At 65.3% G+C, this 25,856-nt stretch carries 22 protein-coding genes and 1 other annotated feature; of the genes, 16 read left to right on the top strand and 6 right to left on the bottom strand.

Annotated elements, in window-relative coordinates:
- Positions 1 to 13 precede the first annotated feature (13 nt).
- The 3 genes from NOCA_RS25540 to NOCA_RS07010 are packed head-to-tail and all read right to left on the bottom strand — an operon-like array spanning position 14 to position 4,437.
- On the bottom strand, positions 14 to 691 hold the full coding sequence (locus NOCA_RS25540) for a restriction endonuclease subunit S (protein ID WP_011754569.1): 678 nt from the start codon (positions 689 to 691) through the stop codon (positions 14 to 16).
- On the bottom strand, positions 688 to 2,247 hold the full coding sequence (locus tag NOCA_RS07015) for a type I restriction-modification system subunit M (RefSeq protein ID WP_011754568.1): 1,560 nt from the start codon (positions 2,245 to 2,247) through the stop codon (positions 688 to 690). Before NOCA_RS07015 ends, NOCA_RS25540 begins: the two co-directional genes overlap by 4 nt.
- Positions 2,248 to 2,268: 21 nt before the next feature.
- The gene (locus tag NOCA_RS07010) at positions 2,269 to 4,437 is read right to left on the bottom strand and encodes a GmrSD restriction endonuclease domain-containing protein (RefSeq protein ID WP_041547197.1); all 2,169 of its coding nucleotides are present in this window, start codon (positions 4,435 to 4,437) and stop codon (positions 2,269 to 2,271) included.
- Positions 4,438 to 4,703: 266 nt separating this feature from the next.
- On the opposite strand from NOCA_RS07010, the gene mobF reads away from it, so the two are divergent.
- Positions 4,704 to 7,340, top strand: a complete 2,637-nt coding sequence (gene mobF / locus NOCA_RS07005) for a MobF family relaxase (protein WP_238383428.1) — start codon at positions 4,704 to 4,706, stop codon at positions 7,338 to 7,340.
- Between the two features lie 2 nt (positions 7,341 to 7,342).
- Here mobF and NOCA_RS25535 read toward each other — a convergent pair whose 3' ends face one another.
- Complete coding sequence (locus NOCA_RS25535) at positions 7,343 to 7,957, bottom strand: helix-turn-helix domain-containing protein (RefSeq protein WP_049774258.1); 615 nt, start codon at positions 7,955 to 7,957, stop codon at positions 7,343 to 7,345.
- 99 nt (positions 7,958 to 8,056) lie between these two features.
- Here NOCA_RS25535 and NOCA_RS06995 point away from each other — a divergent pair, with 99 nt between their 5' ends.
- The 14 genes from NOCA_RS06995 (at position 8,057) to NOCA_RS06940 (ending at position 20,408) form a co-directional block, all read left to right on the top strand.
- Positions 8,057 to 8,299 carry a helix-turn-helix domain-containing protein gene (locus NOCA_RS06995; protein ID WP_238383427.1) on the top strand — a complete coding sequence of 81 codons (243 nt, stop codon included), beginning with the start codon at positions 8,057 to 8,059 and terminating at the stop codon, positions 8,297 to 8,299.
- Between the two features lie 59 nt (positions 8,300 to 8,358).
- Positions 8,359 to 9,510, top strand: a complete 1,152-nt coding sequence (locus NOCA_RS06990) for a tyrosine-type recombinase/integrase (protein ID WP_011754564.1) — start codon at positions 8,359 to 8,361, stop codon at positions 9,508 to 9,510.
- A gap of 212 nt (positions 9,511 to 9,722) precedes the next feature.
- The gene (locus NOCA_RS26410) at positions 9,723 to 10,079 is read left to right on the top strand and encodes a 6-pyruvoyl trahydropterin synthase family protein (protein ID WP_011754563.1); all 357 of its coding nucleotides are present in this window, start codon (positions 9,723 to 9,725) and stop codon (positions 10,077 to 10,079) included.
- Positions 10,054 to 10,803, top strand: coding sequence for a 7-carboxy-7-deazaguanine synthase QueE (locus NOCA_RS28620; RefSeq protein WP_083768083.1), 750 nt, complete (start codon positions 10,054 to 10,056; stop codon positions 10,801 to 10,803). Before NOCA_RS26410 ends, NOCA_RS28620 begins: the two co-directional genes overlap by 26 nt.
- A gap of 95 nt (positions 10,804 to 10,898) precedes the next feature.
- Entirely contained in the window at positions 10,899 to 11,420 is a 522-nt protein-coding gene (locus tag NOCA_RS26400) for a 7-cyano-7-deazaguanine synthase (RefSeq protein ID WP_158305639.1), read from the top strand.
- Positions 11,407 to 12,462 carry a hypothetical protein gene (locus tag NOCA_RS06980; protein ID WP_011754560.1) on the top strand — a complete coding sequence of 352 codons (1,056 nt, stop codon included), beginning with the start codon at positions 11,407 to 11,409 and terminating at the stop codon, positions 12,460 to 12,462. Before NOCA_RS26400 ends, NOCA_RS06980 begins: the two co-directional genes overlap by 14 nt.
- 3 nt (positions 12,463 to 12,465) lie before the next feature.
- Complete coding sequence (locus NOCA_RS06975) at positions 12,466 to 13,380, top strand: CBASS oligonucleotide cyclase (protein WP_011754559.1); 915 nt, start codon at positions 12,466 to 12,468, stop codon at positions 13,378 to 13,380.
- Positions 13,352 to 13,951: a hypothetical protein gene (locus tag NOCA_RS26995; RefSeq protein ID WP_011754558.1), complete on the top strand. Its 600-nt coding sequence runs from the start codon at positions 13,352 to 13,354 to the stop codon at positions 13,949 to 13,951. The genes NOCA_RS06975 and NOCA_RS26995 overlap by 29 nt, the downstream gene beginning before the upstream one ends.
- A gap of 56 nt (positions 13,952 to 14,007) precedes the next feature.
- A complete protein-coding gene (locus NOCA_RS06970; RefSeq protein WP_011754557.1) occupies positions 14,008 to 14,691 on the top strand; it encodes a hypothetical protein in 684 nt (227 codons plus the stop codon).
- Between the two features lie 240 nt (positions 14,692 to 14,931).
- Positions 14,932 to 16,211 (top strand): IS3 family transposase gene (locus NOCA_RS06960; RefSeq protein WP_086000400.1). Its coding sequence is split into 2 segments (ribosomal slippage): positions 14,932 to 15,205 and positions 15,205 to 16,211, totalling 1,281 coding nucleotides; the frame shifts between segments, so codons are not numbered across the junction.
- Positions 15,201 to 15,335, top strand: a sequence feature (AL1L pseudoknot). It overlaps the preceding gene by 135 nt.
- Positions 16,212 to 16,414: 203 nt before the next feature.
- Positions 16,415 to 17,812: a recombinase family protein gene (locus NOCA_RS06955; protein WP_011754556.1), complete on the top strand. Its 1,398-nt coding sequence runs from the start codon at positions 16,415 to 16,417 to the stop codon at positions 17,810 to 17,812.
- A gap of 1,076 nt (positions 17,813 to 18,888) precedes the next feature.
- Positions 18,889 to 19,029 carry a hypothetical protein gene (locus NOCA_RS27455; RefSeq protein WP_158305638.1) on the top strand — a complete coding sequence of 47 codons (141 nt, stop codon included), beginning with the start codon at positions 18,889 to 18,891 and terminating at the stop codon, positions 19,027 to 19,029.
- Position 19,030: 1 nt separating this feature from the next.
- Positions 19,031 to 20,089, top strand: coding sequence for a recombinase family protein (locus NOCA_RS27920; RefSeq protein WP_197687781.1), 1,059 nt, complete (start codon positions 19,031 to 19,033; stop codon positions 20,087 to 20,089).
- Positions 20,090 to 20,114: 25 nt separating this feature from the next.
- Complete coding sequence (locus tag NOCA_RS06940; RefSeq protein ID WP_011754553.1) at positions 20,115 to 20,408, top strand: hypothetical protein; 294 nt, start codon at positions 20,115 to 20,117, stop codon at positions 20,406 to 20,408.
- Between the two features lie 194 nt (positions 20,409 to 20,602).
- Here NOCA_RS06940 and NOCA_RS06935 read toward each other — a convergent pair whose 3' ends face one another.
- Both NOCA_RS06935 and NOCA_RS06930 read right to left on the bottom strand, forming a co-directional pair.
- Positions 20,603 to 23,125, bottom strand: a complete 2,523-nt coding sequence (locus tag NOCA_RS06935; protein WP_011754552.1) for a DEAD/DEAH box helicase — start codon at positions 23,123 to 23,125, stop codon at positions 20,603 to 20,605.
- Positions 23,122 to 24,744 (bottom strand): site-specific DNA-methyltransferase, encoded by a 1,623-nt coding sequence (locus tag NOCA_RS06930; RefSeq protein ID WP_011754551.1) that lies wholly within the window; start codon positions 24,742 to 24,744, stop codon positions 23,122 to 23,124. The genes NOCA_RS06935 and NOCA_RS06930 overlap by 4 nt, the downstream gene beginning before the upstream one ends.
- Before the next feature lie 267 nt (positions 24,745 to 25,011).
- Between NOCA_RS06930 and NOCA_RS26990 the strand changes: the two genes are divergently transcribed.
- On the top strand, positions 25,012 to 25,791 hold the full coding sequence (locus tag NOCA_RS26990) for a hypothetical protein (protein WP_140404146.1): 780 nt from the start codon (positions 25,012 to 25,014) through the stop codon (positions 25,789 to 25,791).
- Positions 25,792 to 25,856 lie beyond the last annotated feature (65 nt).

Here is a 25,856-nt window from a genome sequence, read left to right as displayed (position 1 = left end):
GTCGCAACATCACTCAGTCTCGCCCATCTGAGCCTGCTCTGCGAGAGAGAGAGAGAGAGAGAGAGTCAGGCGCGTCGAACGCCACCAGCGCGTCGCGGTAGTACCTGTACTGCTCACGCCGTGCTTCAAGCTCGGCCTTGAGCTCGGCTTCAAGAGCTCTGAACTTGTCCAGGACGCTGACGATCTCTCGCTGCACCTCCAGTGGCGGAGCGGGAGCAACGATCCTGGCCAGGTTCGCACCGGACACCCGCGCAAGCTTCGACTCGGAGGCCAGCCGTGCCTTTTGCTCGTGGAAGTGGGCGGTCTGAAAGAAGTACGAGACAAACGTCGGATCCATCTGGTGACGGAAGATGTAGCAATCATCGTGGATGGCAACCTCTTCGTCGCCCAGCCAAGCGACCGCCTTGCATACTTCCTGTACGTTCTCGCCCGTTGCCGCGATGACCAAGTCACCTGGGCGAGCCAGGCGGAGGCTTCCCTTCAACTCGGGACGAACGAACCGATGTACCGATGACGCGGTCGTGCCGTAGTCGGTGTAAATCTCGCCGTAGTGAATTGAGCCGAGTCCGGAGTCGACGTAGTCGGCTTTCGTGAATCGACGGCCACGTATGAACTCACCAAGCTGACCCAGCGGCATAAGCGGCACCCCCTGCGGCGCGAGTTCCGCGATGAGGCGATCGATGCGACTCACGACCGGCGCTCCTCAAGGTCCGCAACGACAGCATCGATCTCCGCACGCAGCTCACACTGACGGCTCACAATCCGCCCGATCTCCGCGTTGAGCTCGCGGATGTCAACGGCTTCGCGGATGTATTCGGCTTCGACGTAGGAGCTGACAGCGAGGTTGTAGCCGTTTGCCTCCAGGGCAGCGTTTTCGATGAGTTTCGCGAAGTGAGCGACGTCCTCTCGCGCGCTGAAGGCGTCAAGGATTCTCTGTTGGTTCGCGGCGGGCATCTTGTTCTTGTTGCCCTGCCGAATGAACTCTGCGGAAGCGTCGATGAAGAGTGTCTTGTTGTCGGCCTTCGACTTCTTGAGCACGATGATGCAGGTCGCGATCGTCGTACCGAAGAACAGATCCGGCGGGAGCTGGATGACCGTGTCGACGTAATTGTTGTCGACGAGATACTTACGGATCTTCTGCTCCGCGCCACTGCGGTAGAGCACACCAGGAAATTCGACGATCGCCGCGGTGCCGTTGACCGCGAGCCAGCTCAGGATGTGCATCGTGAACGCCAGGTCGGCCTTCGACTTCGGTGCCAGCACTCCGGCGGGGGCGAAACGTGGGTCGTTGATCAAGAGCGGATCAGCGTCGCCGGCCCACTTCGTGGAGTAGGGCGGGTTGGACACGATCGCCTCGAACGGCTCGTCGTCCCAGTGAGCCGGGTCCGTCAACGTGTCGCCGTGGGCGATGTCGAACTTCTCGTAGTTGATGTCGTGCAGGAACATGTTGATCCGGCACAGGTTGTAGGTGGTCAGGTTGATCTCCTGGCCGAAGTAGCCCTGACGGACGTTCTCGTGGCCGAGGACCTTGTCGAACTTCAGCAGGAGTGATCCGGAGCCGCAGGCGGGGTCGTAGACCTTGTTGACCTCGGTCTTACCCACGACGGCGATCCGGGCGAGGAGCTCGGAGACCTCCTGCGGGGTGTAGTACTCGCCACCGGAGCGGCCGGCGTTCGCAGCGTACATTCCCATGAGGTACTCGTAGGCATCACCGAAGGCGTCGATGGTGTTGCCGTTGTGGCCGAGCCTGAGGTCGCCGACGGCGTCGAGCAACTTGACGAGCTTCTCGTTGCGCTTCGCGACCGTGGACCCAAGCTTGGAACTGTTGACGTCGAGGTCGTCGAAGAGGCCCTTGAAGTCCTCCTCGGAGTCTGCGCCGATCGAGGACGCCTCGATGTTCCTGAACACCCGGGCCAGCGTCTCGTTGAGGTTCTCGTCGTGGCGGGCGCGCTCGCGGACGTTGGCGAAGAGGTCCTGGGGAAGGATGTAGAAGCCCTTCTCCTTGACCGTCTCCTCGCGACCGAACTCGGCGTCGGCGTTCGACAGGTGGCGATAGTCGAAGTCGGGGTTGCCCGCCGCTCGCTCCTGCTTGTTGAGGTAGGCGGTGAGGTTCTCGGAGATGAACCGATAGAAGAGCATCCCGAGCACGTAGGCCTTGAAGTCCCAGCCGTCGACGCTCCCGCGGAGGTCGTTGGCGATGCGCCAGATGGTCCGATGGAGCTCCGTGCGCTCTACTTCCTTGGTCATCTGGCTCACTGGCGGATTCTCTCAACTCCGTACGTCGGGGGCCGGTTCCGGCTCGCCACCGATCAGCTCGAGTTGTCCCTCGTCGGTGGAAGCGGCACTCAAGAACTCCGCCCGAACGTCCCGGAGCCGGCGTCCGTCTGCCAGAGCCCAGAAGTACCAGCCGTTCGTCGCCTTCTTGCGAAGGTGCTGTCCTGCTCCGGACGGGGTGCTGAAGGCCTTGCCGTCCAAGTGGATGCGGAGGTCGTCACCGATCTCGGCCTCACGCCCGGCGAAGTCGCGGTGAGTGGCGATCAACTTGTCCCCCGGTGCAATCAGGCCCGCATCGACCAAATGCTTCAGCTCGATCCAGTCTTGCGCCTTGGCCTGGGGGTCCACCACCTGACCGTTGTGTCCCTCGGGGACCGGCCAGACTTCCAGCAGGACGTCGATGAGCGCTGCTGTTCGCTGGTCGATCTGTGCTTCCGACCAATCGGCGTCGCCGACCCAGTCGAGGAGCCTTCCGGTGAGCTTGATCGTGTTGTGCTGCAAGAGGGCCCTGCGCTTCGTGTCCCAAGGACCGTTGGAGACCTTCGAATTGAGCGGACCCGTCAGGAGGGTCAGATTGCCCAGCTTGTGGACACGTTCCTGACGTTCCTGCTCTTCTTGGGGTGAGCTGACCGGCCAGTTCTCCCGCCACTTCTGCGGCAGGATGTGCTCGATCGGGAAGCCAGAACGCTCAGCCTGTGGCTGCTTGGTCTCGGCCCGGTAGTGGTTCTCGATCGCCTCCAGGAAGGAGCGCAGCCGGGCACGTGGGAATCGGCGGTAGGCCGACTCGGTCGTCAGCGCGACACGGATCTCGTTGTCCCCTGGCCAGTAGGTGCTGGCTACGTTGAGGCGAGACAGGTAGGTGACGACCCGATCGGCCAAATCGTCGGCCGGCGAGCCGCTGTGCCTCTTGATGATGTCAGCCACGACCCGGCCGAGGTCTGAACCTGTCAGCCTCAGGAGTTGCCGCCGCACGATCCAGCTCTCGGCCGCCTCGACGATGCGCTCGATCGTCTCTTGCGGAAGGTTCCGGCCTGGCTCGTGCAGCCAGATCAGAAGCGGCTTGAGCAGTTCCACCCCACTGGCCTGCATGCGGTAGACAGCCATTTCGACCACGCTCAGGTTGCCGCTCGGCTTGGCGGCAACCTCCGTCCAGGCCTCGTACCGTTCCGCCTGCTCCTTGATGACAGGCAGGAGGTCAGCCATCTTGTGGCCGGCATCGTGCTCGACGTACGACTTGAAACGACTGAAGGTCGACTGGGGACCAATCTCCTCACCGAGTCTGGCGATGAGCCACTGATTGAGGAACAGCGAGCTCCTGCTCACGAGATAGCGCCCGACGCTGATCTCCCTGGTCCAGAACTTCGTCTCGAACGGCCAGTCCTCCTTGTAGGCCTTCTTGGTGTCACCACCCTCGGCCTCGAGACGCTGGAAGACGAAGTTGCGAACGAGATCGGCAGCGGTGAGCGGAGTTCCGCGAGCGTTCAGCGTCTCGAAGATCTCCTGTGAATTCTCCGACGACAGCAGCTCGATCGTCACGAGCTGGAGGTCCGCCTGGAGCACGCTCGCCAACTGCTCGGCCTTGATGCCGAAGTCATCGCCATCCGGGGCGCCGAGCCATTGGGACACCGCGGTCGTGAAGTACCGGTGCGCCTTCACGATCCGGGACTCGGAGTGCTTGAGGCTGGCGTAATCCACCGGGGACTCAGCGTCCATGACCTCGTCGAAGGCCTCGTGGTCGTTGTTGAGGTGCCGGACCTTCAGCCCGCTCTCCTCCTCCGGGATGAAGTTCGCCGAGTTGTGGGTCAGCGACTCGAGCTGACTGGCGTATCGGTCGGCGCCGGCCTGGGCGAGAACCGCGCTGGTGGCGTCCATGAGCACCTGAAGCGTCGTCAGCCGCTGTTGCCCGTCGATGACGTTCCACGTGGTGACCCGGTTACTGCCGGCGTCGTGCGCCTGAAGCACGACTGCACCTAGGAAGTGCTGCGGGTTCAGGTGCGGCTCATTCATTCGGAGCTCGGCGACCCGTCGGATGTCCTTCCATAGCGGCTCCCACTGCTCGTCCTCCTTCCAAACGTACGGACGTTGGAACAGCGGGATGACGAAGTGCTGGGGCAGGTTGAACAGCTGGAGCGGCGTTCGCTTGAAGGTCTCCACGATGGCCATCTTGCCGTCCACTGCCGACGGAACGGGCCAGGTCGGGGAGAGACGTCCTCATGTGATCGTCCCCTGCCCCGCGTCCATACCCCAGCCCGTTGGCAACCATTGACTCTTCACGGCCTCCAGAATCCACTCAAGATTCCCGCCCCCTCGCTTGCCTTCACCCCTCCCTTTCAGGCGGCACACATGCTACGAAGGTTCGTAGATGGGTCGCCCGTGATCGGGCGGCCCACGCGGCATTTCTAGGGGTCCGTTGGTTATCGACGGACGTCGTGGAGGCGGTGGTCCGGGTGCACGGCGGCGTGAAGTTCTACAACGGCGCGGCGAAGGCCGCGCGCGCCTACGTCGAGCGCGACTGTTCGCGTGCCGATGACTACTACCTCGGCGAAGGCACCGGCGTCGCCGAGCGGCTCACCGCGACCCCGGCTGGCGTCGCGGGAGCTGGCTCGATGGACGGCGACGAGTACGAGCAGTGGGTCGCCGGGATCGACATCGACACCGGGTGCAAGAAGGGTCGGGTCCGTGAGGACGCGAACGCGCTGCGGTTCGTCGAGGTCACCGTCAACGGCCCGAAGACCTGGTCGTTGGCCGCTGCGCTGCACCCCGAGGTGTCCGAGGCGCTTGACGGAGCTCAGGATCGTGCTGCGGAACAGATCGTGGGGTGGCTCGCGCTGCACGCGACCACCCGGGTCGGGCCCCGCGGACGGCAAGTCCAGGTACCGGTCGAGCGGATCGAGGCGGCGGTGATCCGGCACTACACGTCGCGGGCAGGCGACCCGCACCGGCATCTGCACCTCCAGGTCAACGCTCGCGTGTTCGCAGCCGGCGCCTGGCGGGGCCTGCACTCGGTGGGTGTGCGCGACATGATCGAGGCGATCAACGGCATCGGGCATGCCGCGGTCGCCACCGACCCGGAGTTCCGGGCGGTCCTCGCCGCACGCGGCTTCACCCTGGACCCCGAGACCGGGGAGATCGAGCAGCTCGCGCCGTACGTCGGGGCGTTCAGCGCACGGACCAGTCAGATCCACCGCAACATCGACCGGTACGAAGCTGAGTGGCGACGCGAGCATCCCGGCGAGGAACCGGGGCCGCGGCTGCGTGAGGCCTGGGACCGGCGGGCGTGGGCCGATGCGCGGCCGGACAAGGTCGTCCCCACGGGCGGCGCTGACCTGGTCGCACGATGGAACGACGAGCTGCGTGCCCTGGGTTACCGCGACCCAGCCGCCCCTGCCGTGCTGGAGACAACGCAGGTCGGCCGGATCGACCGCGACGGTGCCGCGGAGTGGGTCGTATCCCAGCTCGGGGCGAAGCGGTCGGCGTGGAACACCGCCGACATCCGCGGCAAGGTCGAGCTCCTGCTGGCCCAGACCAACCTGGTCACCACGCCCGCAGCGCGGATCGAGCTCGCCGAGGACGTGACCGCCCGCGCCGCCGCACGCTGTGTTCGGCTGCTCGCGACGCCCGACTTGCCCGAGCACGTCCGGTCGCTGACCTCCCAGCAGGTGGTGAACGTCGAGGCTGACGTCGTCGGTCGCCTCGCTCGCCGTGCCGAGAAGCCCGCCAGGCGGGTCCGTCTTCAAGGTCGCGGATTGGTGCGGGTCGACCCCACCCAGGCCGCCGTCGTCGGTGCCCTGGCCGGTGACGGCCAGCTCGTGGTCGTGGAGGGCGCGGCCGGCGCCGGGAAGACCACGGCGCTGAGGGCGACTCGGGAGCTGCTGGCAAGACATGGGCACCGTCTCGTGGTGGTGACACCGACCTTGAAGGCCGCCGAGGTCGCCGCCGCAGAGACCGGCGCGGACGGGCGCTCCGCGGCCTGGCTGATCCACCAGCACGGCTGGCGCTGGGACGCCGACGGGCACTGGGCACGCCGACCCGACACCACGCCTGACGCGGCCGCGCGCCTGCGGCCAGGGGACCTGCTGCTGATCGACGAGGCGGGGATGCTGGACCAGGACACCGCCCGCGCGCTCCTCACGATCGCCGACGAGGCCGGGGCACGGGTCGCCCTCGTCGGCGACCGACACCAGCTCCCGGCGGTCGGCCGCGGAGGCGTGCTGGACCACGCGCTCGCGTGGTCCCACCCGACCTCGGTCGTATCGCTGCAGAAGGTGCACCGGTTCACCGACCCCGACTACGCCGCACTCTCCCTGCGCATGCGCACCGGCAACCACCCGGCCGCGGTCTTCGACGCGCTCCACCGCCGCGGATCGATCCTGATCCATCCCAGCGAGGCCGAACGCACCGCCGCCCTCGCCGAAGCGGGAGCGGCCGGCGACCTCGTCCTCGCCGACACCCGCGAGCACGTGGCTAGCCTCAACGCCGCGATCCGCGACCAACGCCGCGCCGACCCCGCGCGCGACCCGGCGGAGTCGATGGTGACCGCTCGCGGCGAACGGATCGGGGTCGGGGACAGGGTCGCCACCCGACGCAACGACCCCGACCTCGGAGTCGCGAACCGGCAGACCTGGACCGCCATCGGCTTCGGCGAGGACGGCAGCCTTGTACTCCGCGGACGGGGACGCGACCGAGTGGTCCCGACGGAGTACGCGAACAGGTTCGTCGAGCTCGCCTACGCCACCACCGTCCACGGAGCACAAGGCGAGACCGTCGACCGAGCACACGTCGCCATCGGCGACACCACCGGCGCCGCCGCAGCCTACGTCGCAATGACCAGAGGCCGACTCGACAACACCGCGCACCTGGTGGCCGAGTCCGTTGAGGACGCCCGCAAGCTGTGGGTCGAGGTCTTCGGCCGGGACCGCGCCGACCTCGGCCCGGCCCACGCGAAGCGGCAGGCGATCGAGGCGGTCGATCGCTACGGCACCCAGAAGCGTCGCCTGTCACGGCAGGAGACGGTGGAGGAACCGCGTCGACCGGCCCCGGCATCCGGCGGCGGGATCGGCATCTGAGGTTAGTGATGCCGCTTGCGCCGGCGGACCGGCCGCCACTCGACGCCCATCTCTCCTGCGATCCAGGCGCTGAATCCGGCCGGGTCGCGCGGCTGCATGTCCTGTGGGGCGGTGGCCGCGTCGATGACGGGCTGCCAGGCTTCGCGGATCACCTCTGGGAGGTTCAGCCGATCCCAGACCTGCATCAACAGGATGCCATCGACGGAGTCGAGCATGAGGTCGATGACGCCGAGCCCGATGACCCACTGGTAGTAGTCGATGCGCTCGGCCTCGTTCGACAGGTCCCAGACGAGCGGTCGGCGGGACTTGGCGAGGTATCCCAGAACCTGGATCTTGCTGAAGCAGTCCGGCATTGGCACCGACCAGAGCTTTTCGGGCACGACGTACCGGCCGATCTCGGGGTCCTGCCGAGTGTCGAAGTCGATGATCGGCTTGATCGTGAGCTCGGCGTCGGCGGCCTCCAGGAGCCGCTCCACCACTTCCAGGGTCGGCGACTTGCGACGCGACTCGTACTCCGAGATCGACGACTGCTGGGTCCCCGCCCACACCGCCAGCTGCGCCTGCGAGACACCCGCGGCTTTGCGGGCGATCTCGATGACCGTCTTCGGCGGGTCCACAGCCACAGGATATCGCCGATCATCGATTGGGAGGGCCTGCACACCTACTGGATGAGGTCGAGAACCGCTTGGCCTCATCGACCAGCGAGGAGCACCACCATGACCGCACAGCAGATGAACCCCGACGACAACCGCCGCCCGTCGAAGAGCCTCGGCGACGAGATGCTCAGCCTCCAGGAGGCCTGCGCTTTCCTCCGCGTTCCCGAAGGCACCCTGCGCTACTGGCGCCACCTCGGCGCCGGACCCCGCAGCTTCAAGGTCGGCCGCCACGTCCGCTACTGGCGCACCGACCTCATCCTCTGGCTCACCGAGCAGACCAACCGTCCCCAGAACCACCGCTGACCCTGCCCCACCGTCGGATCTCAGAGAGACGATGGCGCGATCCTGGAAGGAGCATCACCATGGCGGGAAACATCGCCAAGCGAGCCAACGGCAAGTGGCGTGCGCGGTACCGCGACGAGGCCGGCAACGAACGCGCCCGGCACTTCGACCGCAAGATCGACGCCCAGCAGTGGCTGGATCAAGTCACCTCGGCGGTAGTCACCGGCACGTACGCCGACCCCAAGGCCGGCCGGATCACGTTCGCGGCCTTCTTCGGCGAGTGGTCGGCCCGCCAGGTCTGGGCACCCGGCACCGTGCTCGCGATGTCACTGGCGGCGAGATCCGTGCCCTTCGCGGGGAAGCCGATGAAGCAGGTCCGGCGCTCGGACGTCGAGACCTGGATCAAGCAGATGAACGCCGCCGGACTCGCCCCCGGCACGATCAAGACGCGCTACGTCAACGTCAGATCAGTGTTCCGAGCCGCCGTGAAGGACCGGGTGATCGGCTCCGACCCGACCGACGGCGTACGCCTTCCCCGCGGCCGTCGCGCGGACGTCGGCATGTCGATCCCCGCGCCGGAGGAGGTGAGGCAGCTCATGGCCGTGGCTGACGAACGCTTCCAGCCGTTCATCGCCCTCTGCGCCTTCGCCGGGCTGCGGTTGGGTGAGGCCGCCGGGGTCCAGCTCGGCGACGTCGACTTCCTCCGCAGGTCGCTGAAGGTCTCCCGCCAGGTGCAGCGCGTCAATGGTGGGGCGATTGACGTACGGGCACCGAAGTACGGCTCAGAGCGCGTCGTCTACCTCGCCGACAGTCTCGTCAACGTGCTCGCCGAGCACGTCGGCGCTCACGGCACCACCGGCAAGGCTCGGTGGCTCTTCGCCGGGGAGGGCGACGACCCACCGCACCAGAACACCATCGGCTACTGGTGGCGGAAGACGCTGCGCGACGCCGGCCTGTCCGGCATCAAACTCCACGACCTGCGGCACTTCTACGCCTCCGGGCTCATCGCGGCCGGGTGCGACGTTGTGACCGTCCAACGATCGCTCGGGCACGCGAAAGCGACTACGACGCTCAACACCTACGCACACCTCTGGCCGACCGCTGAGGACCGCACACGTAAGGCTGCGGAGTCGATCATGGCCGCGTCGCTGGGCAAGCCGGCCGCGATCCTCGCCGAGGTTGGAGGCGAGTACGGGTCAGTGAGCCATGCATCTGATCGCAGATGTACTTGAGCGTCGCCTCGTCTATCAGCCGGTAACGGTCACAGCGCTCCACTCTGGCCGCCCAAATCGTCGAGATAGATGGCGGATCGACCTGCAGCAGCAGCAAGGGTCGGCAACCATTACTGCTGCCACGGTGCGCCCGAGTCGCCAGTCGCCTCCGACGCCCGAGTCGAAGGGCGCGCCCTCCCAGTCGAGCCATCTACCGGCCGTAGCCTGCGGACATGCGGATAAGCATCGTTCGCCGGTACCGTTTCGAGGCCGCCCACACCTTGCCGTGGCATCCCGGGAAATGCAGCCGGATTCATGGCCACTCGTATGTACTCGAAGTCCATGTGACTGGCGAACTGGATGATCGCGGCGTTGTGATGGACTTCGCCGAGGTCGACGCCATCGTGGATCAACACGTGCTAGAGGGCCCTGCCGGCTTGGACCACGTCGACTTGAATGCCCTGCTTGAGAATCCAACTGCCGAGTTGGTCGCTGTCCATATCGGGGAGCGGCTCGACGCCGCAGGGTTGTCGTGGACCATGCTGCGGTTGTGGGAGACGGAGGATGGGTCCGTTGTCATCGAAAGCTGACTCTACGTGGCGCGGCGTCGGACGCCCCGGGCGAGGAGAACTGCTGATCAGTGAGATCTTCGGCCCAACGCTGCAGGGGGAGGGTCCAAGCGCGGGCAAATCGGCCGCATTCGTGCGACTCGGCGCGTGCAATCTTGCGTGCGTCTGGTGCGATACCTCCTACACATGGGACAGCAGTCGTTACGATCTCGCGTCGGAGCTCGTTGCCAAACCGACGGCCGAAGTAGCCGACAAAGCGCTCTCATTCGGGGTCCCGCTTGTCGTCATCACCGGTGGCGAGCCAGCACTCCAAGCCGTCGAAGCTGCCCGTCTCGCGGAGGCCGTCACTCGGAGCGGCAGCGCCGTTGAGCTCGAGACTAGCGGCTCGCTTCCATTGGGCCCGCTCGCGGATGCGGTGCGACTGATCGTCGTTAGCCCGAAGCTGGCGAACGCCGGTGGCCGACCTCAGGCACGTCTTCGTTGGCCGGTCTTAGAGGCGATCTCCGTCCTCCCTCATTCCGTTCTCAAATTCGTCGTCGCGTCGCCAGAGGAATTGGCCGAGGTTGACGAGATCACATCCCGGCTACAAACGAAGCCTGAAAGGGTCTGGATCATGCCAGAAGGGACGGAGCGGGAAACCGTGCTGGCAAGGATGGCTGAGCTCACGGGTCCGGTCGCATCCAGGGGTTGGTCGCTGAGCAGTCGGCTCCAGGTCATCATGTGGGGGAATGACCGGGGTCGATGAGGGGATCCAACATCTGCTTGCGAGTTGGTCCATCGTGGGCCCTCGGTTCATGACATTGTGCTGACGTGAAGCGCCCAGCGACTGACATTTGCGTCTTGCTCAGCGGCGGTGTCGACAGTGCGTTGGTACTCGCCATGCTCAGCAATCGCAGCCCGGTCAGCGTTTGGGTCGACTACGGACAACCAGTCGCCGACGTCGAACGGCAAGCGAGCCGCGCCATCGCGAACCACTTCGGCAGTCCATGGATGGAAGTGGTCATCAAAGGTTTGGCTCCGCCCGCCTCCGGCGAATTTCTCGGACGCAACGACCTACTCGTGGCCGCAGCGTTGAGCGTTGCAGGCGGTGGCTTCGTTGCGATCGGTACCCACGCCGGAACTGGATACGCCGACTGTTCTCTAGCGTGGGCGGGCTCGTGGCAAGCACTGCTGGACGCACAGCACGGTGGCACCGCTGGGCTTCTCGCGCCGCTTTCCAACCTGGACAAGGCCCAGGTATACGAGCTTGCAGTGGCAAACGGGGTGCCCATTGAGCTCACGCACAGCTGTGAAACGACGGCGGCTCCCTGTGGATCTTGCTCGTCTTGTGCAGATAGGAGACTGCTCGATGCTGGCGCGTAGTCGAAACCTCCGGCTCACCGACAGGCCGCTCCGAGGACCGCTGCTCGTCCCAAGCGTCTCCAGCAAGGGGTTCCCTCTGATCGACGGAGTTTCTGAAGCCGGTACGTCGCTCCGGTCAGTTGCGCAGGATCTCACTGACAGTTTGCTTGTGTCGGCTTACGACCTGGCCCACCAGTTAATGCCGGAAGCGAAACTCTTTCTTGGAGAGAATCACCGGCAGACGATCTACGAAACGCCGGAACTGCTGGTCGTCGACAGCGGCGGCTACGAGCTCAACTCCTACGAATTTGAGGCCGGCGAGACTCGGCGCGGGCATTACTCCCCCCGAACGTTTACGCGCGAGGATTTTGAAGAGGTCGCCGACCGACTCCCGCGCGATCGGGAGCTACTTGTGGTCAGCTACGACGAGCCAATCGACCTCGCAGACCCGGACAGCGGCCGGGCGACCTACCAAACCCAGCGTGAGACCGCCCAGCGCTTCTTCGCAGCTAGGCCCCACCTAAAGAGCGATTTCTTGCTCAAGCCCGAAGGTCGGAAGCCGTTCTTGGACGTTGTCGCGTTGACGCTTGACGCCCCAAATCTTCGGGCGTTCGATGTAATCGGCGTGACAGAAAAAGAACTTGGCCGCACCGTGCTCGACCGGCTCGTCACACTTGCTCGTCTACGGATTCTGCTAGATGGCAGCGGCTGTCGCGAAACGCCGATCCACGTCTTCGGGAGTCTCGATCCCCTCTACACACCTTTGTATTTCATGGCCGGTGGGGAGATTTTCGACGGGCTGAGTTGGCTACGGTATGCCTACGTTGAGGACTTATCCGCCCATCCCGACCAGCTCGCCGTGCTGACAGGCAACACCGACGACGGTGAGGAGACACGCGAGATGCGACGGCTGATGTCAAACTTGGCGGCCCTAGGCTCGATGCATAGAAGCCTGGCGCGTTGGGCGGCCGAGCCCGAACGATATGAGCATCTCGGGAGCAGGCACGTCAGGATCCGAGAAGTCTACGACGACTTGCGAGCCAGGCTCGCGTTGGAGGGCTGACGTATGGGCGGCAGCGGCGGATCGAGCTCGCGACCCAGCGACAGCGAGATGGAGGCCGTCCGGCAACGTGTCCGCGAAGATCTGCGCCGCCAGGAGACCGAGGCCGAGCTCAACGCCGTGCTCGCGCAAGAGCTGGCGGCATACAACGACCGAGACGTCGGGCTGGTTCAGGAACGTCTAGACGCAATCTCGGAGGCCTTGGCCGGGGGAGCACTCGAGATGGATCGACTTCTCTTCGGCGGCAGCGTTGCGAAACACACGTACGTTGACGGCCTGAGCGACGTGGATGCACTGGTCGTACTGAACGATCAGGGGGCCGCTCCGCATGAACTGGTCGAGCGCCTACGGCAGGCACTTGCCGGCAGCCTCCCCGCTGGCGACGCACTTTCGGTGGACGCTGGCGTCCTCGCGGTCACGATCACTTACCGCGACGGTTCACAGATTCAGCTCCTGCCGGCGGTTGAACGGGACGGCCACACCTCCATCGCGTCTGAGGACGGAAGTCGTTGGCGTCATATCCGTCCACACAAGTTCGCTGAAAAGTTGACAGAAGTGAACAGGGCAAACGGTGGCGCGATCGTTCCGACTATCAAGCTTGCAAAGGCCGCGATGGCGGGGCTGCCGGACGGGCAGCGCCTGTCCGGATACCACGTTGAAGCCATCGCGGTTGACGCTTTCAAGGGCTATTCGGGGCGGCGTGACCGCATGTCAATGCTGCGTCACCTGATAGAGCACACCGCCGATGTTGTAATGCGCCCGACCGGCGATATCACCGGCCAGTCGGTTCACATTGACAGTCACTTGGGCCCGGCTGGCAGCCCTCTACGCGAGACGGTCCGACAGGGTATCCGCCGGTTAGCATCGCGCCTCGCCCAAGTTACGAACGCTGATGATCTACGAGCCATCCTTCATGAGTGACGCGGTAGAGGATTCGCCGTCACGGCGTGAATCGAACACGGAGAAGGAGGCTCGCCTTATCGACCAGGCAATCAGCATGCAGGCATCTCTTCGCGACTGGTACGGCGCACTCGGCACCGGCTTTCTAGTCGTCGTGCTAGTTCTGTCCGTCGTCGGCGTTGCCTTTGCGTTCGCTGGTGGCGATGACTCCGTCGAGTTGTTCGGTTTGGAGGCCCGTCGGACGACGTGGCTTGGCTGGCTCGCAGTTGCGACGTTCTCGCTCACGCTGGTGGACATTGTTCTGGATCCTAGAGGTGCGTCCCGACGGCGAGGCGAAGCTGTGAAGGAGCTCGTCGTGCTCAAGAATGACTATCGCGACGCGGCAGCCGCAGGGGTCAGTCCTGAGGTCCAAGCGCTGCTCTCGCAGAAGTATCGGGACGTCACCGGACGTCTCCCAGAGATCCCGAACGTCCTCTTCAATCCGCTGAAGTCAGCACACCTTCGCAAGCTGGAAGTCAGCCGCGTATTGAGCCAGCATCCCGGGATGGGTGCCCTTCGTGCGCGTCGAAGAGTGCGGCAGCGACTTCCGTGACCGCGCCTCGGTCCAGCTTCCGACCAACAAGTCCCTCGAAGGGGCAGGATGACCCTGTGAACCCCGTGGAGGTAGTCGGGACGGACGAACTAGTCAGGATCTACCTGAAGGCCAAGCGAGAAGTCCTGGACGGAGGCTTCGCCCATGAGGTCGCCTGGCAGTTTGAGACTGCCCAGTCCTCCGTCACACCCCGACAGTTCGTAAGCGAGGCTTCTTGGGTCGTGCTGTCAGCGGGCATGAGGGAAGCCGTTGTACGTCGCCTCTTCCCCAGACTAGAAGATGCGTGTCATGGCTTTGATCTTGAGCGAATGGCCGCCAACAAACCCGAGGTCCGCCGTCACTGCCTCGACGTGTTCGGGCACGAACGGAAGATCGACGCGATCCTTGAGATCGCGGAGACAGTGAGGATGCTTGGCGACGCTGGGCTTAGCAAGGCCCTCCTCGACCTGGAACCGTTCCTTCGCTCGTTGCCCTACATCGGCCCGGTTACTTGGCGGCATCTTGCGAAGAACATCGGCGTATCTGTCGCGAAGGCAGACCGGCACATGGTGAGGTTTGCCGCCGCAACCGGGCGTAATGACGTCGACCGCCTGTGCTCAGAGATCTCCGATTGGATCGGTGACCCGGTCGCAGTAGTAGACGTGGTGCTGTGGCGTTGGTCCGTGCTGCACGCTCGTTCAGCTGGGGGCTCGCGCCCATCGCTGGCCGATGCTCGCCGTCCGGCAATCGCCCTGGGGTAGCCAACGGGCGTTAGCGTCCGCGACGTCGTCGCGGACGAGGCGCGCTGCGTCATATCCAACGGATCACATCACAGACCCGAGTTTCAGAGGTCGGGGCTGACTTCACGCTCGGTTCTTTGTTTGTGGTGGGTCAGGGCCTCGGGTCCGAGCGCGCGAACACACTGAACAAACGTTCCGTCTGGCTCCATGAAGCGCCCCAGGTTTGATGCCGCATCCTTTTGAGTTGGAAGGATGCGAACCATGCCGAAGAAGATCGATCCCGCAGTCAAGGAGCGGTGCGTGCGGCAGGTGCTGGAGCACCTGCCGGAGTACCCGTCGCTGACCGCGGCCGCCGAGTCCGTCGCACGCCGCGAAGGCCTCGGGAAGGAGACCGTGCGCCGGTGGGTCGTCCAGGCCCAGATCGACGGCGGCCAGCGCCAGGGCGCAACCAGCGAGGAGCTCGCTGAGATCAAGGAGCTCAAAGCCAAGGTCCGTCGGCTCGAGGAAGACAACGAGATCCTCCGCCGGGCCTCAATTTTCTTCGCGGGGGAACTCGACCCCCGCAATCGCTGATCGTCGCGTTCATCGACGAGCTGCGGGCCGAGGGCCACGCGGTCGAGTCGATCTGCCGGGTCCTGCGCGAGCAGGGCTGCCAGATCGCCGCGCGGACCTACCGCGACTGGGCACAAGCCAACTGCCTTGTCGCAGCCCGGACGATCACCGACGCTCAGGTCACCAACCAGGTCCGTGACCTGGCCTGGACCGTCGACCACGAAGGGGTGCGCCGGATGACACCCGAGGGGCTCTACGGGCGTCGGAAGATGACCGCGCTGGTGCAGCGCACGTCGCCCGAGGCATCGCCCGGCAGCGTGGACCGGGCGATGAGAACCCTGTCCCTGCAAGGGGTTCGGCGTTCGAAGGGGATCCGGACCACGATCCCGGCCAAGGACGGCAAGCGAGCCGGTGACCTGCTGGATCGCGACTTCACCGCCGAAGCGCCGAACAGGACCTGGGTCATGGACTTCACCTACGTGAGAACCTGGGCCGGGTTCGTCTACGTCGCGTTCATCCTCGACGTGTTCGCCCAGAAGATCGTCGCCTGGAACGTCGCGCCCACCAAGGCCGTCGAGTTGGTCGACGTCCCGCTGCGAATGGCGTTGTGGCAACGCGACCGCGAGGGCCACCCGATCGTGCCCGGCGAACTGATCGGCCACGCCGACGCCGGATCGCAATACACCTCGATCACCTTCACCGAACACCTCGCCGAGGAAGGCATCCGGCCCTCGATCGGGACGGTTGCCGATGCCTATGACAACGCCCTGATGGAGTGCGTGATCGGGCTCTACAAGACCGAGTGCATCCGCACCACGGTCTTCCACGCCGGCCCCTACCGGACCATCGGCGACGTCGAGTACGCCACCGCCGGCTGGGTCGACTGGTACAACAACAGGCGCCTGCACGGCTCGCTTGGGATGATGACCCCAGTGGAGTTCGAGCAGGCCCACTACGCGACTCTCAACCGAGAGCCGCAACCCGCATAGGAGCGGCACAGAACCTGAGGCGCTTCACCACCGCGTTCGGAGATCGGCCCGGCGGGACAGCGCGATCCAGCGAACCGTGCTGAAACTCTTGCGGACTCCGTGCGGACTGGGAGGTGTCACACCCCGTCTGACCTGCGCAAACGCGCCGATTCACACGTTGAAGCGGAACTCCACCCGATGCCGCGATTATGTAACCTCTAGACATGACAACCCGCTGCGCCCTCTACCTGCGCGTGAGCCTCGACCGCACCGGTGACCACCTCGCCGTCGACCGCCAGCGCGAGGACTGTCTCGAAATTGCCCGCCTGCGGGGGTGGACCGTGGTCGGCGAGTACGTCGACAACAGCATCAGCGCGAGCAACGCGGCCAAGGTACGGCCCGGCTACGAGCGCCTCGTGAGCGACTTCGATGCTGGCGCCTTCGACGCTCTTGTGTGCTGGGACCTCGACCGCCTAACGCGCCAGCCTCGCCAGTTGGAAGATTGGATCGACGCCGCGGAGGAGCGCGGGCTGCGACTCGTCACGGCCAATGGCGAAGCTGACCTCGGCACCGACGGAGGCCGCATGTTTGCGCGGGTCAAGGCAGCCGTGGCCAGATCGGAGGTCGAGCGCAAGTCGGCCCGCCAGACACGAGCGCTGCGTCAGCGCGCCGAGCGAGGACGCCTGCCCGCGGGCGTTCGGCTCACCGGTTACGCGACCGACGGCACCGTTGATGAGGTCGAGGCGAGCGTCGTGCGCGAGATGTTCGAGCGCTTCCTCGTGGGCGACTCATTGAAGGCCATCGCAGCCGATCTTGAGCGCCGCGGGATCGTGACCCGGTCGGGGCGCCCGTGGAACCCGAGCAGCGTCCGCACGGTGCTGCTCAACCCTCGATACGCGGGTCTGTCGGTGTACAAGGGCGCGCCGGTCGTGAAGGACGGCGAGCGCGTTCCCGGCGCGTGGGAGCCGATCGTCACCGAGGCGACGTATGACGCCGTGCGCGCGCGACTCGCCGACCCTGCACGTAAGTCAAACCGCAAGGGCACCCATCGTCGCCACCTCGGGTCGGGCCTGTTTCTCTGCGGCGAGTGCGACAAGCCAATGCGCACCCACAACTCCCGGTACCGCTGCCCCGACGCCCACCTGATGCGCTCCCGCGGGCAGGTCGATGACTTCGTGCTGCGAGTAGTCCGTGCTCGGCTTGCCCGCCCTGACTTGCGTGACCTGCTCGCCTCATCCAACGACGACGAGAGTGCGTCTCTCACTGCCGAGATCGAGGACCAGCGCCGCCGTCTCGCAGCGATTGAGCACGACTACGACGAGGGCCACATCGACGGGCGCCGCTACGCCGAGGCGTCGGGCAAGGCCCGCGCCCGACTCGACGCCGCGCAGGCCCGCCGGACGGCCCTGACGGCAGGCTCTGCCGCCTCTGGCATCCTCGATGCCCCTGACCCGGTCGCCGCCTTCGACAGTGCCTCGTTAGGGGCACGGCGCACCGTCATCGACGCCCTACTCTCGGTCCGCCTCATGCGTGCCCCCGTCGGAAGTAGGACGTTCAACCCAGACTCCGTCCACATCGAGTGGCGAGCGCCGAGCGCACCCAGCACTTCGACGCCCGCGTGACCATCAGTTGGCCCCGACGACACCCGCGAAGGGCCGACACGTAGGCGCCGCTGCATACACGCTTAGCGTGTATGCGCAGGTCAGGCCAATGTTCATCTCTCCATGACGTTTCTGGTCGTGCTTTAGTAGTCAGCAGCAAGACGGTTCCCGGAGAGCGACCCGGGTCCACACAGGACGCACCACCCAGCATCACCGCCTGTAGGACTCGCCAGCAAGGGAACCGAGATGACCAGCACCACCGAGGAGAGCGTCGACGCCTACGTCGAGCGCCTCGTCGGGTCGGCGCCGGAACTCACCGACGAGCAGCGCCAGATCGTCTCGTCTGCCCTCGGCGGCGCACGGTGAAGCCCACGGGCATCGACCTAGTCCGCGACGGTCTGCCCGCCGAGCTGTTGGTTGCCAAGGGCAGCGGCGCTCGACTGTTCGGTGCCCTCGTCTCGTCGGCCATGTGGGCACAGCAGCGCGGCTTGAGCGAGGCTGATTGGTGCGGCCTGCTCGCCGAGTCGAGGTCAACGTTGGGGCGCCAAGCCCGCACGCGGCGAAACGGGACCGAGGAGGCTCCCAAACGCACGCGTGACCGGCTTGCCCGCGCGTGGGAGAGCGGAGCGAGGAAGGTCGCTGAGGCGCCGCGCTGGACTCGCGACCAAGCGCACGAACGTGCCCGAGAGGTCGCCCAAGCGGCGCGAGACCGTGCGGCCGACCCCGACGCCGACCTGACCGACAGCGAGCGGACGTTGCTCGCCGCCGTTGCGACGATCGCCGATGACCGAGGCAGTGACCGACTGACGCTCCCCCGCGCCGCCCTACTCGAAGCGAGCGGCCTCGGGCTGACGGCCCTGCGCACGGCGCTTCGCCACCTCGACGCCCGGGGGCTGCTCGTGCTTGTCGAGGCAGGGCGCCCTCGCGAGAAGGGTCGGCCCCGGCGGTCGAACGTCTACCGCCTCAACTGCCGACCTAACCCCGAGAGCGGAGTAGGGGTGCCCCCTGCTCTGAGTAGCGGTGCCCCTAGACCGGGCGCCGACGGTGCCCCTGCTCTCGTTAGCGGTGCCCCATCCATCCCTGAGGAGACCGAGGACATGGACAAGATCGTGCTGACGCGTGAGCAGATTGTGCATGCGCTGGGCGAGGCCGCGCTCGCCGTGCTGGAGGCCCAGCAGGCGCCCGGCGAGATACGCCACCTGCGCGCGGTCGGCGACGTCACGAACGAGGAGCGTTGACGTGGGCGTCCTCATCGACCTCCGTGGCCGGACGTTCGGCGGGCTGGTCGTCGTCGACCGGGCGGCGACGCGACCGTCGGGCGCGACGTACTGGCGCTGTCGCTGCGAGGGATGCGGCGTGTTCGTCGAGGTCGAGTCACAGAACCTGCGGCGCGGCATGGTGCGTTCGTGTGGCCGGGCGAGTTGTCGTGGGCGGTACCCCAAGACTGCGCGCGTGCCAGCGGGACAGCTCGTCCCGGAAGCGAGATCGCAGGTGGAGCATCGCAGCGGCGACACAGTTCCTAAGACCGTTCTGGATGCGGCGTGCACGGTGCAGAGCGGCTCGGAGTTCGGCGAGACGCATACACAAAACGACCGTTTCATGTATTCTGAGTCCATGGGAAAACGCCGCCGGAGTGATGCTGTCATCGGCTACCTGCGGGTGAGCACAGAGGAGCAGGCGGTCTCTGGCCTCGGCTTGGCGGACCAGAGGTCGGCGATTGAGGCGGCTTCCGCCGCCCGGAACTGGCCTGCTGTCACCTACATCTCAGACGAAGGCCACTCGGCCCGCAGTCTTGGGCGCCCGGGAATCTCGGCGGTGCTGACAGCCCTCGCGCGGGGGGAAGCATCCGTGCTCGTAGTCGCGAAGCTTGACCGCCTCTCCCGGTCGCTGCTGGACTTCGCCATGCTCATGGAACGAGCGCGTCGAGAGGGTTGGGAACTGGTAGTCCTCGATCTGGCGATCGACACGACAACCCCGAGCGGAGCGCTCATGGCAAACGTCATGGCGTCGTTCGCCGAGTACGAGCGCCAACTCATTGGCACCAGAACAAGCGCGGCCCTCCAGCAACTGAAGATGCAAGGAGTCCGCTTGGGCCGGCCCCGCAAGACGTCCATCGAAACCCTGAGCCGGATAGCACGCCAACGGGACGCGGGCGAGACGCTAGCAGCGATCGCTGGCGGGCTTAACCGGGACGGAGTCCCAACCACGCGCGGGGGAGCCAAGTGGTACCCGTCAACGGTTCGCGCCGCCTTGGAGTCGATGAAGCTGGACGATGCTCTAAGTACGACCACAAGGTGAGGCCGACACCAACCGAACGGGAATCATGTTCACTGTGACGGGCACGATCGACTCAATCCTCTACCGTGTTGGCATCCATCCCGCCGCACTAGAAGGCGAACTTCACGGGTGCGTGATGGGGTCTACCCATGCAACAGCCCTGCTCTCCCTGCACGTCGGCGACTGGGTGCAGCAGAGTCCTACACACGGGGCCGTGAGACTGGCTCTAGACGATCCGCTGTCCGTGCTGGCTGCGCTGCAAACGTTCACTACTGTGATCGTCGTGGAGGGCGTCCTGCCTCGTCAGGCGGGTGTCGCCCTCCGCGGCGCGATCTACTGACGACTGGGGCAGCGCGCGCTCCGCTCCAGCAAGAGCGCCCGGTCGTGCGATACGACGAGGTTGCCCGCCGAGTGCTTTGGGGACTTTTGGGAGTACGCCCTACGCGCGCACGCGCACGCGTAAGGGGCTAGTAGTTCTGCGACTTTTGCAAGTGTCGCCTTCGCGCGCGCACGCGCGCCAAGGCAACACTCCAGTCACGAGAAGGTCTGAGCGCCCCTCCGTAGGGCGAACCACGATGACGAGTTGGCAACGACAGACTCGGACGCAAGGAGGTAACCCCATCGGTCTGAGACCGCCGAGTCCTCGTTGACGGCGCGCAGCCACTCCCGGGCGGCGTCGCGCTTGGCTTCCACCACTGCGGACGTCACCTCACTGTCGCGCTTACCTTCGATGATCCAGTGGACACGCTCGTCGTCGATCACCACGAAGTCGGGTTCGTACTGCCGCCCATAGGCGCCCATCGAGTAGTCGATGCGTAGCGGTACGTGCTCGTCAACTCGCAACCAAGACTCGACACCGCTTGAGGCGTCGAACAGCTCAGCCAACCGAAACTCTGTCGAGTAGGCGTCGAAGCGCACCACGTCGTAGAAGGACCGCTCCCACCCCGAGTACGGGTAGCCCCGCGCAAACACGGACGAAGAGGTGACGAGGTGCCGGTCGGCAGGCGGCTGTACCTCGATGCGCTCCTGCGGATCAGGCCAGCGGTCGAGCAGCACCGAGGTCTCGATCCACGTCCGGGTGGCAGCATGCCGCTGCTTGATCCATTCCGTCAGGCGAGCTGTCGCGAGCCGACCGTGCTCAACCCGCCACGGGGTGCTCTCGGTGACGCGAGCACCGTCTAGGAACACCTGCGCGACCTTCTGGGCGGCGTTCGCTTCGCGCACCGACGCCTCGATCCCATCGGTGCGCAACAGGCGGCCTACGAGGTCGGTCTCGATCGAGCCGTACGGGATTAGCTGCGCTGACGCCGCCACTCGGTCGCGCTGCTCGGTTATGACAACGTGCGCTTCACCGGTTAGGTCGTATTCAGCATTGAGTGCCGTCCGGCGCAGGGACTCGCCCTCGTCATTGGCGAACTGCCGACCCAACGCCTCGACCTGCGTCAGGTCCAGGTCGGCGAGTGAGAACGGCGCGCGCCTCGTCGTGCGGATCACGCGAGGGATGAACAGGGGTAGCGAGTGGCTGCGCTGCGGCGTCGGCCCGACGGTGTGGGCGACAGCCTGCTCAGACGCCCTTGCGGCATCTGAACGGCTTTCCGGCGTGGCGAAGATGATTCCTGTGTGAGTCTGGCCCGGCACCTGAGCGTGACCGTCACCGTCGTGTTCCTCGGCGTACGCGGCCGAAACGCCGGGGAGGTTTACCGAGATGCTTCCGGCCTCGTCGGGGTTCACCGGGAGGACATCACCCGCTCCTAGCGGAACTCCGGGGGCGATAATCCCCGGGACTGGGTTGGTTGTGATTGTCGCTTCCTCGGTGCGTTTGCCGAGTGTCTCTTCAAGCAACACCTTCGCCTGCCGCAACAGGGCCGCGAACGAGCGGTGCGACAGCACCTCCACGGTGTCAAGCATTGGGTTGCCCGTGCGGGTGCCGAAGGGGAGTCGCAACCCGCGACCGAGAACCTGCTCCGTGAGCAGCGTTGATTCCAGCGACCGCACAGACGCGATGACGTAGACGTTCTTGACGTCCCAGCCCTCTTTCAGCATCCCCACGCTGACCACGGCACGGATTGGAGAATCGGGGTCCTCTAGCGTGTCGAGCAGCGCGAGTGTCTTGTCCGGTTCCTCGCTCGTCACCAACAGCACCTGCTCAGCTGTGCCGAGCATGTCCGACCCCGCGAGGGTGTCGCGAATCTCGTTGGCCTCGTCAATCGTGGACGCGACGATGAAGAGGATCGGTTCCGCGTACGCCTGCTTGGTCATGTTGCAGTAGGCGCGCATTGTTGCGGCCTTCGCGGCAAGGAGGGTGAGGCCGTCGGCGAGCTGTGTGCGCAGGTCGGAGATGCCGTCGCGCCGGGAGACGAGAACTGGAATCTTCACGTAGCCGTCAGCGATCGCTGACGAGAGCGGATAGCGATAAACGATCTTCGGCTCGGCGGCCTCGTGCGGGGTAGCAGTGAGGCCAATCAGTGCCTGCGGGTGCATCTGCTCGATTGCCTGCCGGAACTTCTTGGCGTTGTTCGAGTAGTAGACGTGGTGCTCATCCGCGATCACCACGAGATCGTCGGCAGCTTGAAGATAGTCGTAGAGGGCAACGCCGGTCGTCTCGTGCTCGCGGTAGGCCCGTCGAGCGTCGTTCGTATTCGGACGCAGCAAGGATTGAACAGTGAGCACGAAGACTTTGAAGCGGTCAGTGTCTTGGAGGGCCGCACCGACTTCGCCACGTTCAAGAGAGTCGAGGGTGACCACCAGCGGGTTCGATTGCAGCCCACGCAGGTATTTACGATGCCCGGGCGTCAGGTTGTCCACGGTCTTGCGTTGAATCGTGGACCCCGGCGTCACAATCACGACGTTGCTCAGCCCGGACGCGTAGAGATAGTCCAGCAGGGCACCGGCGATGTACGTCTTTCCCACCCCTGTAGCGAGGTCGGCTACGAGTTCCGCGCCTGTCTCGGCGGCCGCAAGGGCCTGCGCCAGCGCGTCGAGGGCGTCCCGGTTTGGCCTGCGCAGATCCAGCGTGTGAGCGACCTGCTCGACGAGGCTCTCGTCGTATTCGATCACTCGCCACCCCCCCGGTCGGCGTGGCGACGGATACGGCGGGCCGCCGTCAGAAGGTCGCGGGGCGCCTTCGTGATCTTGGAGCCTTTCGCGATCGTGCGCAACGTCGCCGCAGCACCGTCCAGTACGGAACGGCCGACAATCTCAACTTGTTCGCCGTCAGCGAGAGCGGCGACGACGGCCTGTACTTCTTCGGCGCCTACCGTGCCGTCGAGCACAGCCAGACGCATGCGTCCCTGAGCGCCGCAGAGTGGGGCTGCGTCGGGCTGAAAGTCGTAACCCAATTGACCCGCGACGGCCTTGGCGAAGGTGCCGTTCGTCGCCTCGTCTGAGAGCAGCACGCCGAACGGTGTATCGACGTACATCGACGGACCCACTTCAACGCAGCGAAACCCGCCGCCACCCTTCCAGCCAACTGCGCCTGTGATCCCGCCCGGATCCTCACCCTTCACGACCAGTTCAAGCCGCGGGCGTGTGAACTCCTTGACGGTCTCCCCCAGCACTTCGGCGGTGATCCAGCGTCGTCCCATCTTGTGCGCCACCGCCGCCGTGGTGCCCGACCCGGCGAAGCAATCGAGCACGACGTCGCCGGGGTCCGAGCCGATGTGTAGCACGCGTTCGAGCAGCCGTTCTGGCTTCGGTGTGGCGAAGACATCGCCCACGAGGGCGCGGACTTCCTCCTTGCCGTTCCGTACGAATCCGACTTCCTCAGGGTGCCAGACCGATGACGGAACCCGCCCTCCCTGAACCTCGGTGAGGAACCTCTTCAGGTACGGCCGCGAGTCTCCGCTCGGCCCCCAATAGATGCGCCCATCGGAATCGAGTCGAGCCAGTTCCTCCTCGGAGACGCGCCAGTACGACCCGCTGGGGGGTCCATCGACTACGCGCCCGCTCGGGGTAGTGATCGCATAAGTGCCACGTGAGTAGAAGTTGCGCGCGGCGAGATCTCCTCGTCTCCACGGGCCGCGCTCGTCGTTGTCGGGATTCGTGTAGGCCGAGTCCATCGCCTCGGTGCGCTCCAGCTTGTTAAACCGCGCTCGTGCGGCGTCCCGTCCGTAGATCAGTAGCTGGTCGTGGTCTGCGGAGATGAACTGCGCGGTGTTCCGGGGGTCGTTGCGGCGCTTCCACGCGACGTTGCCTAGGAAGTTGGCAGGGCCGAACACCTCATCGAGCAACACACGCATGTGGTGAGCCTCGGCGTCGTCCAAGTGCACCCACACCGAACCGTCCGGGGTGAGCAACTCGCGGATCTGTCGAAGACGATCGCGCATGAAGGAGAGCCACGTCGCGTGTTCGAGCCAGTCGTCGTAGTGCTCGAATGCCTGCCCGGTGTTGAATGGCGGGTCGATGTAGACAAGCCGCACTTTGCCTTTGTAGTGCCGTGCGTACTCCGGCACTGTCGTCAAGATGCGGAGGACATCTAGCGAGTCGCCGGTGAAAAGCAAGTTGCCTGCATAGGGATTCGACTCGTCCACGTCGCCGATGGAACTGCTGAAGTCCGAAACTCGGACCTCGGCGGCTGCCGGATGGTCCCGCTCAACCCAGATCGGTTTGCCATCGTCGTCTTTCGGAACGAGCAGAAAGCGGTCCTTGTTGGGCCACGCGAGTTCGAGACGAGTCACTGCCTGAGGCTACCGACCTCCATATGACGCCGTCAGCCGGATGGCCAAGTGCTGGGCGCGGGAGCCGATTCGAGTGTCAGCGGACGTCTAAGGGAGCCGGGTCGCCTTCCCTCTTGAGGCGCCATGTACGTCCTACGATGCGGTGTGCTTGCCACTCTCCTGCCCGGGTTACGGCACACCCGCACCCCCCTCATCGCTGGGGCGCTCTGGCTGATAATCCTCTGGCTCGCGCTCGGTCGCGCAGTGATGCCACAACGGGATGGGGACGTGATCGAGAGCCGCTTGCACGACCTAGGCTCCCTAGTTGGCCAACCCGCGCTGTTCGCTGCGCTGAGCTTGCTCGCGATCCTTGCAGGCGGCGCCATTCCGAGCATTCCGACCCGAGCCGTAGCTCACCGTCTGCCGATCAACGTGGGCGACTGGAAGCGTCTGGCTGTCTGTCGTCTATTCGGCGTTGAGCCTGACTTGGCGAACCTCAGAGGCGACTTCAGCCATTGGCTTCATCGGCGGGCATCACTGGCGCCCGAAGATCTGACATGGTCCGCCTTCGGAGGCCGAGGGTGTCCGCCCCACTTGCAGGTGTGGGCACGCGACATTCAGGAGAGCGGCTCGGCTCAGATGGGACGTCGCCGCATGAGCAACTCGGACTTCGCGTCGGACGATGAGGTGGACCCGCGAACGTGGCTTATGTGGGGAATGGCCGAGGCATCCGTCGAGCAAGAGCTGGTGAGTGAACTGCCACTCAAGCTGCAGGTCGAGCAAGAGCAGCTGTTTCTCGAGTATGACCGGATTCGAGCAGAGTCAGAACTCCGTTCGGCGATCGTCGTACCTCTCGTTGTTCTTACCGCGCTGCTCAGCAGTGTTTCAGTGATCTGGCTGGTAGCCCTGCTGCTCCCCCTCTGGCTACTTCGGCAGGCCGTCCAGTCGTGCGTCGAAGCCGAGCAACTCTTGCTGAGCGCGGTCATGCACGACGTGATTCCGTCGTCAACGGTGGAGTTCCTAAATTCCCTCGGCCCAGAAGCCGTAACGGGCGGGGTAGTCGCGTGATCGGCGTCGTGTCGGTTGTCACCGCTCGCCGGAAGCGGAACGCTAAGCGCGTGCACAGTCAACTG

Origin of the sequence: Nocardioides sp. JS614 (assembly GCF_000015265.1) — a bacterium.
In the GTDB taxonomy this organism is placed as follows: domain Bacteria; phylum Actinomycetota; class Actinomycetes; order Propionibacteriales; family Nocardioidaceae; genus Nocardioides.
This window is presented reverse-complemented; position numbering and strand designations above follow the sequence as displayed.

Coding starts and splice junctions, on each gene's coding strand:
- NOCA_RS26410 (WP_011754563.1), top strand. CDS start 9,723: ATGCGGATAAGCATCGTTCGCCGGTACCGTTTCGAGGCCGCCCACACC.
- NOCA_RS28620 (WP_083768083.1), top strand. CDS start 10,054: ATGGGTCCGTTGTCATCGAAAGCTGACTCTACGTGGCGCGGCGTCGGA.
- NOCA_RS06975 (WP_011754559.1), top strand. CDS start 12,466: ATGGGCGGCAGCGGCGGATCGAGCTCGCGACCCAGCGACAGCGAGATG.
- NOCA_RS06990 (WP_011754564.1), top strand. CDS start 8,359: ATGGCGGGAAACATCGCCAAGCGAGCCAACGGCAAGTGGCGTGCGCGG.
- NOCA_RS07010 (WP_041547197.1), bottom strand. CDS start 4,437: ATGGCCATCGTGGAGACCTTCAAGCGAACGCCGCTCCAGCTGTTCAAC.
- NOCA_RS06940 (WP_011754553.1), top strand. CDS start 20,115: ATGTTCACTGTGACGGGCACGATCGACTCAATCCTCTACCGTGTTGGC.
- NOCA_RS27455 (WP_158305638.1), top strand. CDS start 18,889: ATGGACAAGATCGTGCTGACGCGTGAGCAGATTGTGCATGCGCTGGGC.
- NOCA_RS26995 (WP_011754558.1), top strand. CDS start 13,352: ATGATCTACGAGCCATCCTTCATGAGTGACGCGGTAGAGGATTCGCCG.
- NOCA_RS07015 (WP_011754568.1), bottom strand. CDS start 2,247: ATGACCAAGGAAGTAGAGCGCACGGAGCTCCATCGGACCATCTGGCGC.
- NOCA_RS06955 (WP_011754556.1), top strand. CDS start 16,415: ATGACAACCCGCTGCGCCCTCTACCTGCGCGTGAGCCTCGACCGCACC.
- NOCA_RS06995 (WP_238383427.1), top strand. CDS start 8,057: ATGACCGCACAGCAGATGAACCCCGACGACAACCGCCGCCCGTCGAAG.
- NOCA_RS06980 (WP_011754560.1), top strand. CDS start 11,407: ATGCTGGCGCGTAGTCGAAACCTCCGGCTCACCGACAGGCCGCTCCGA.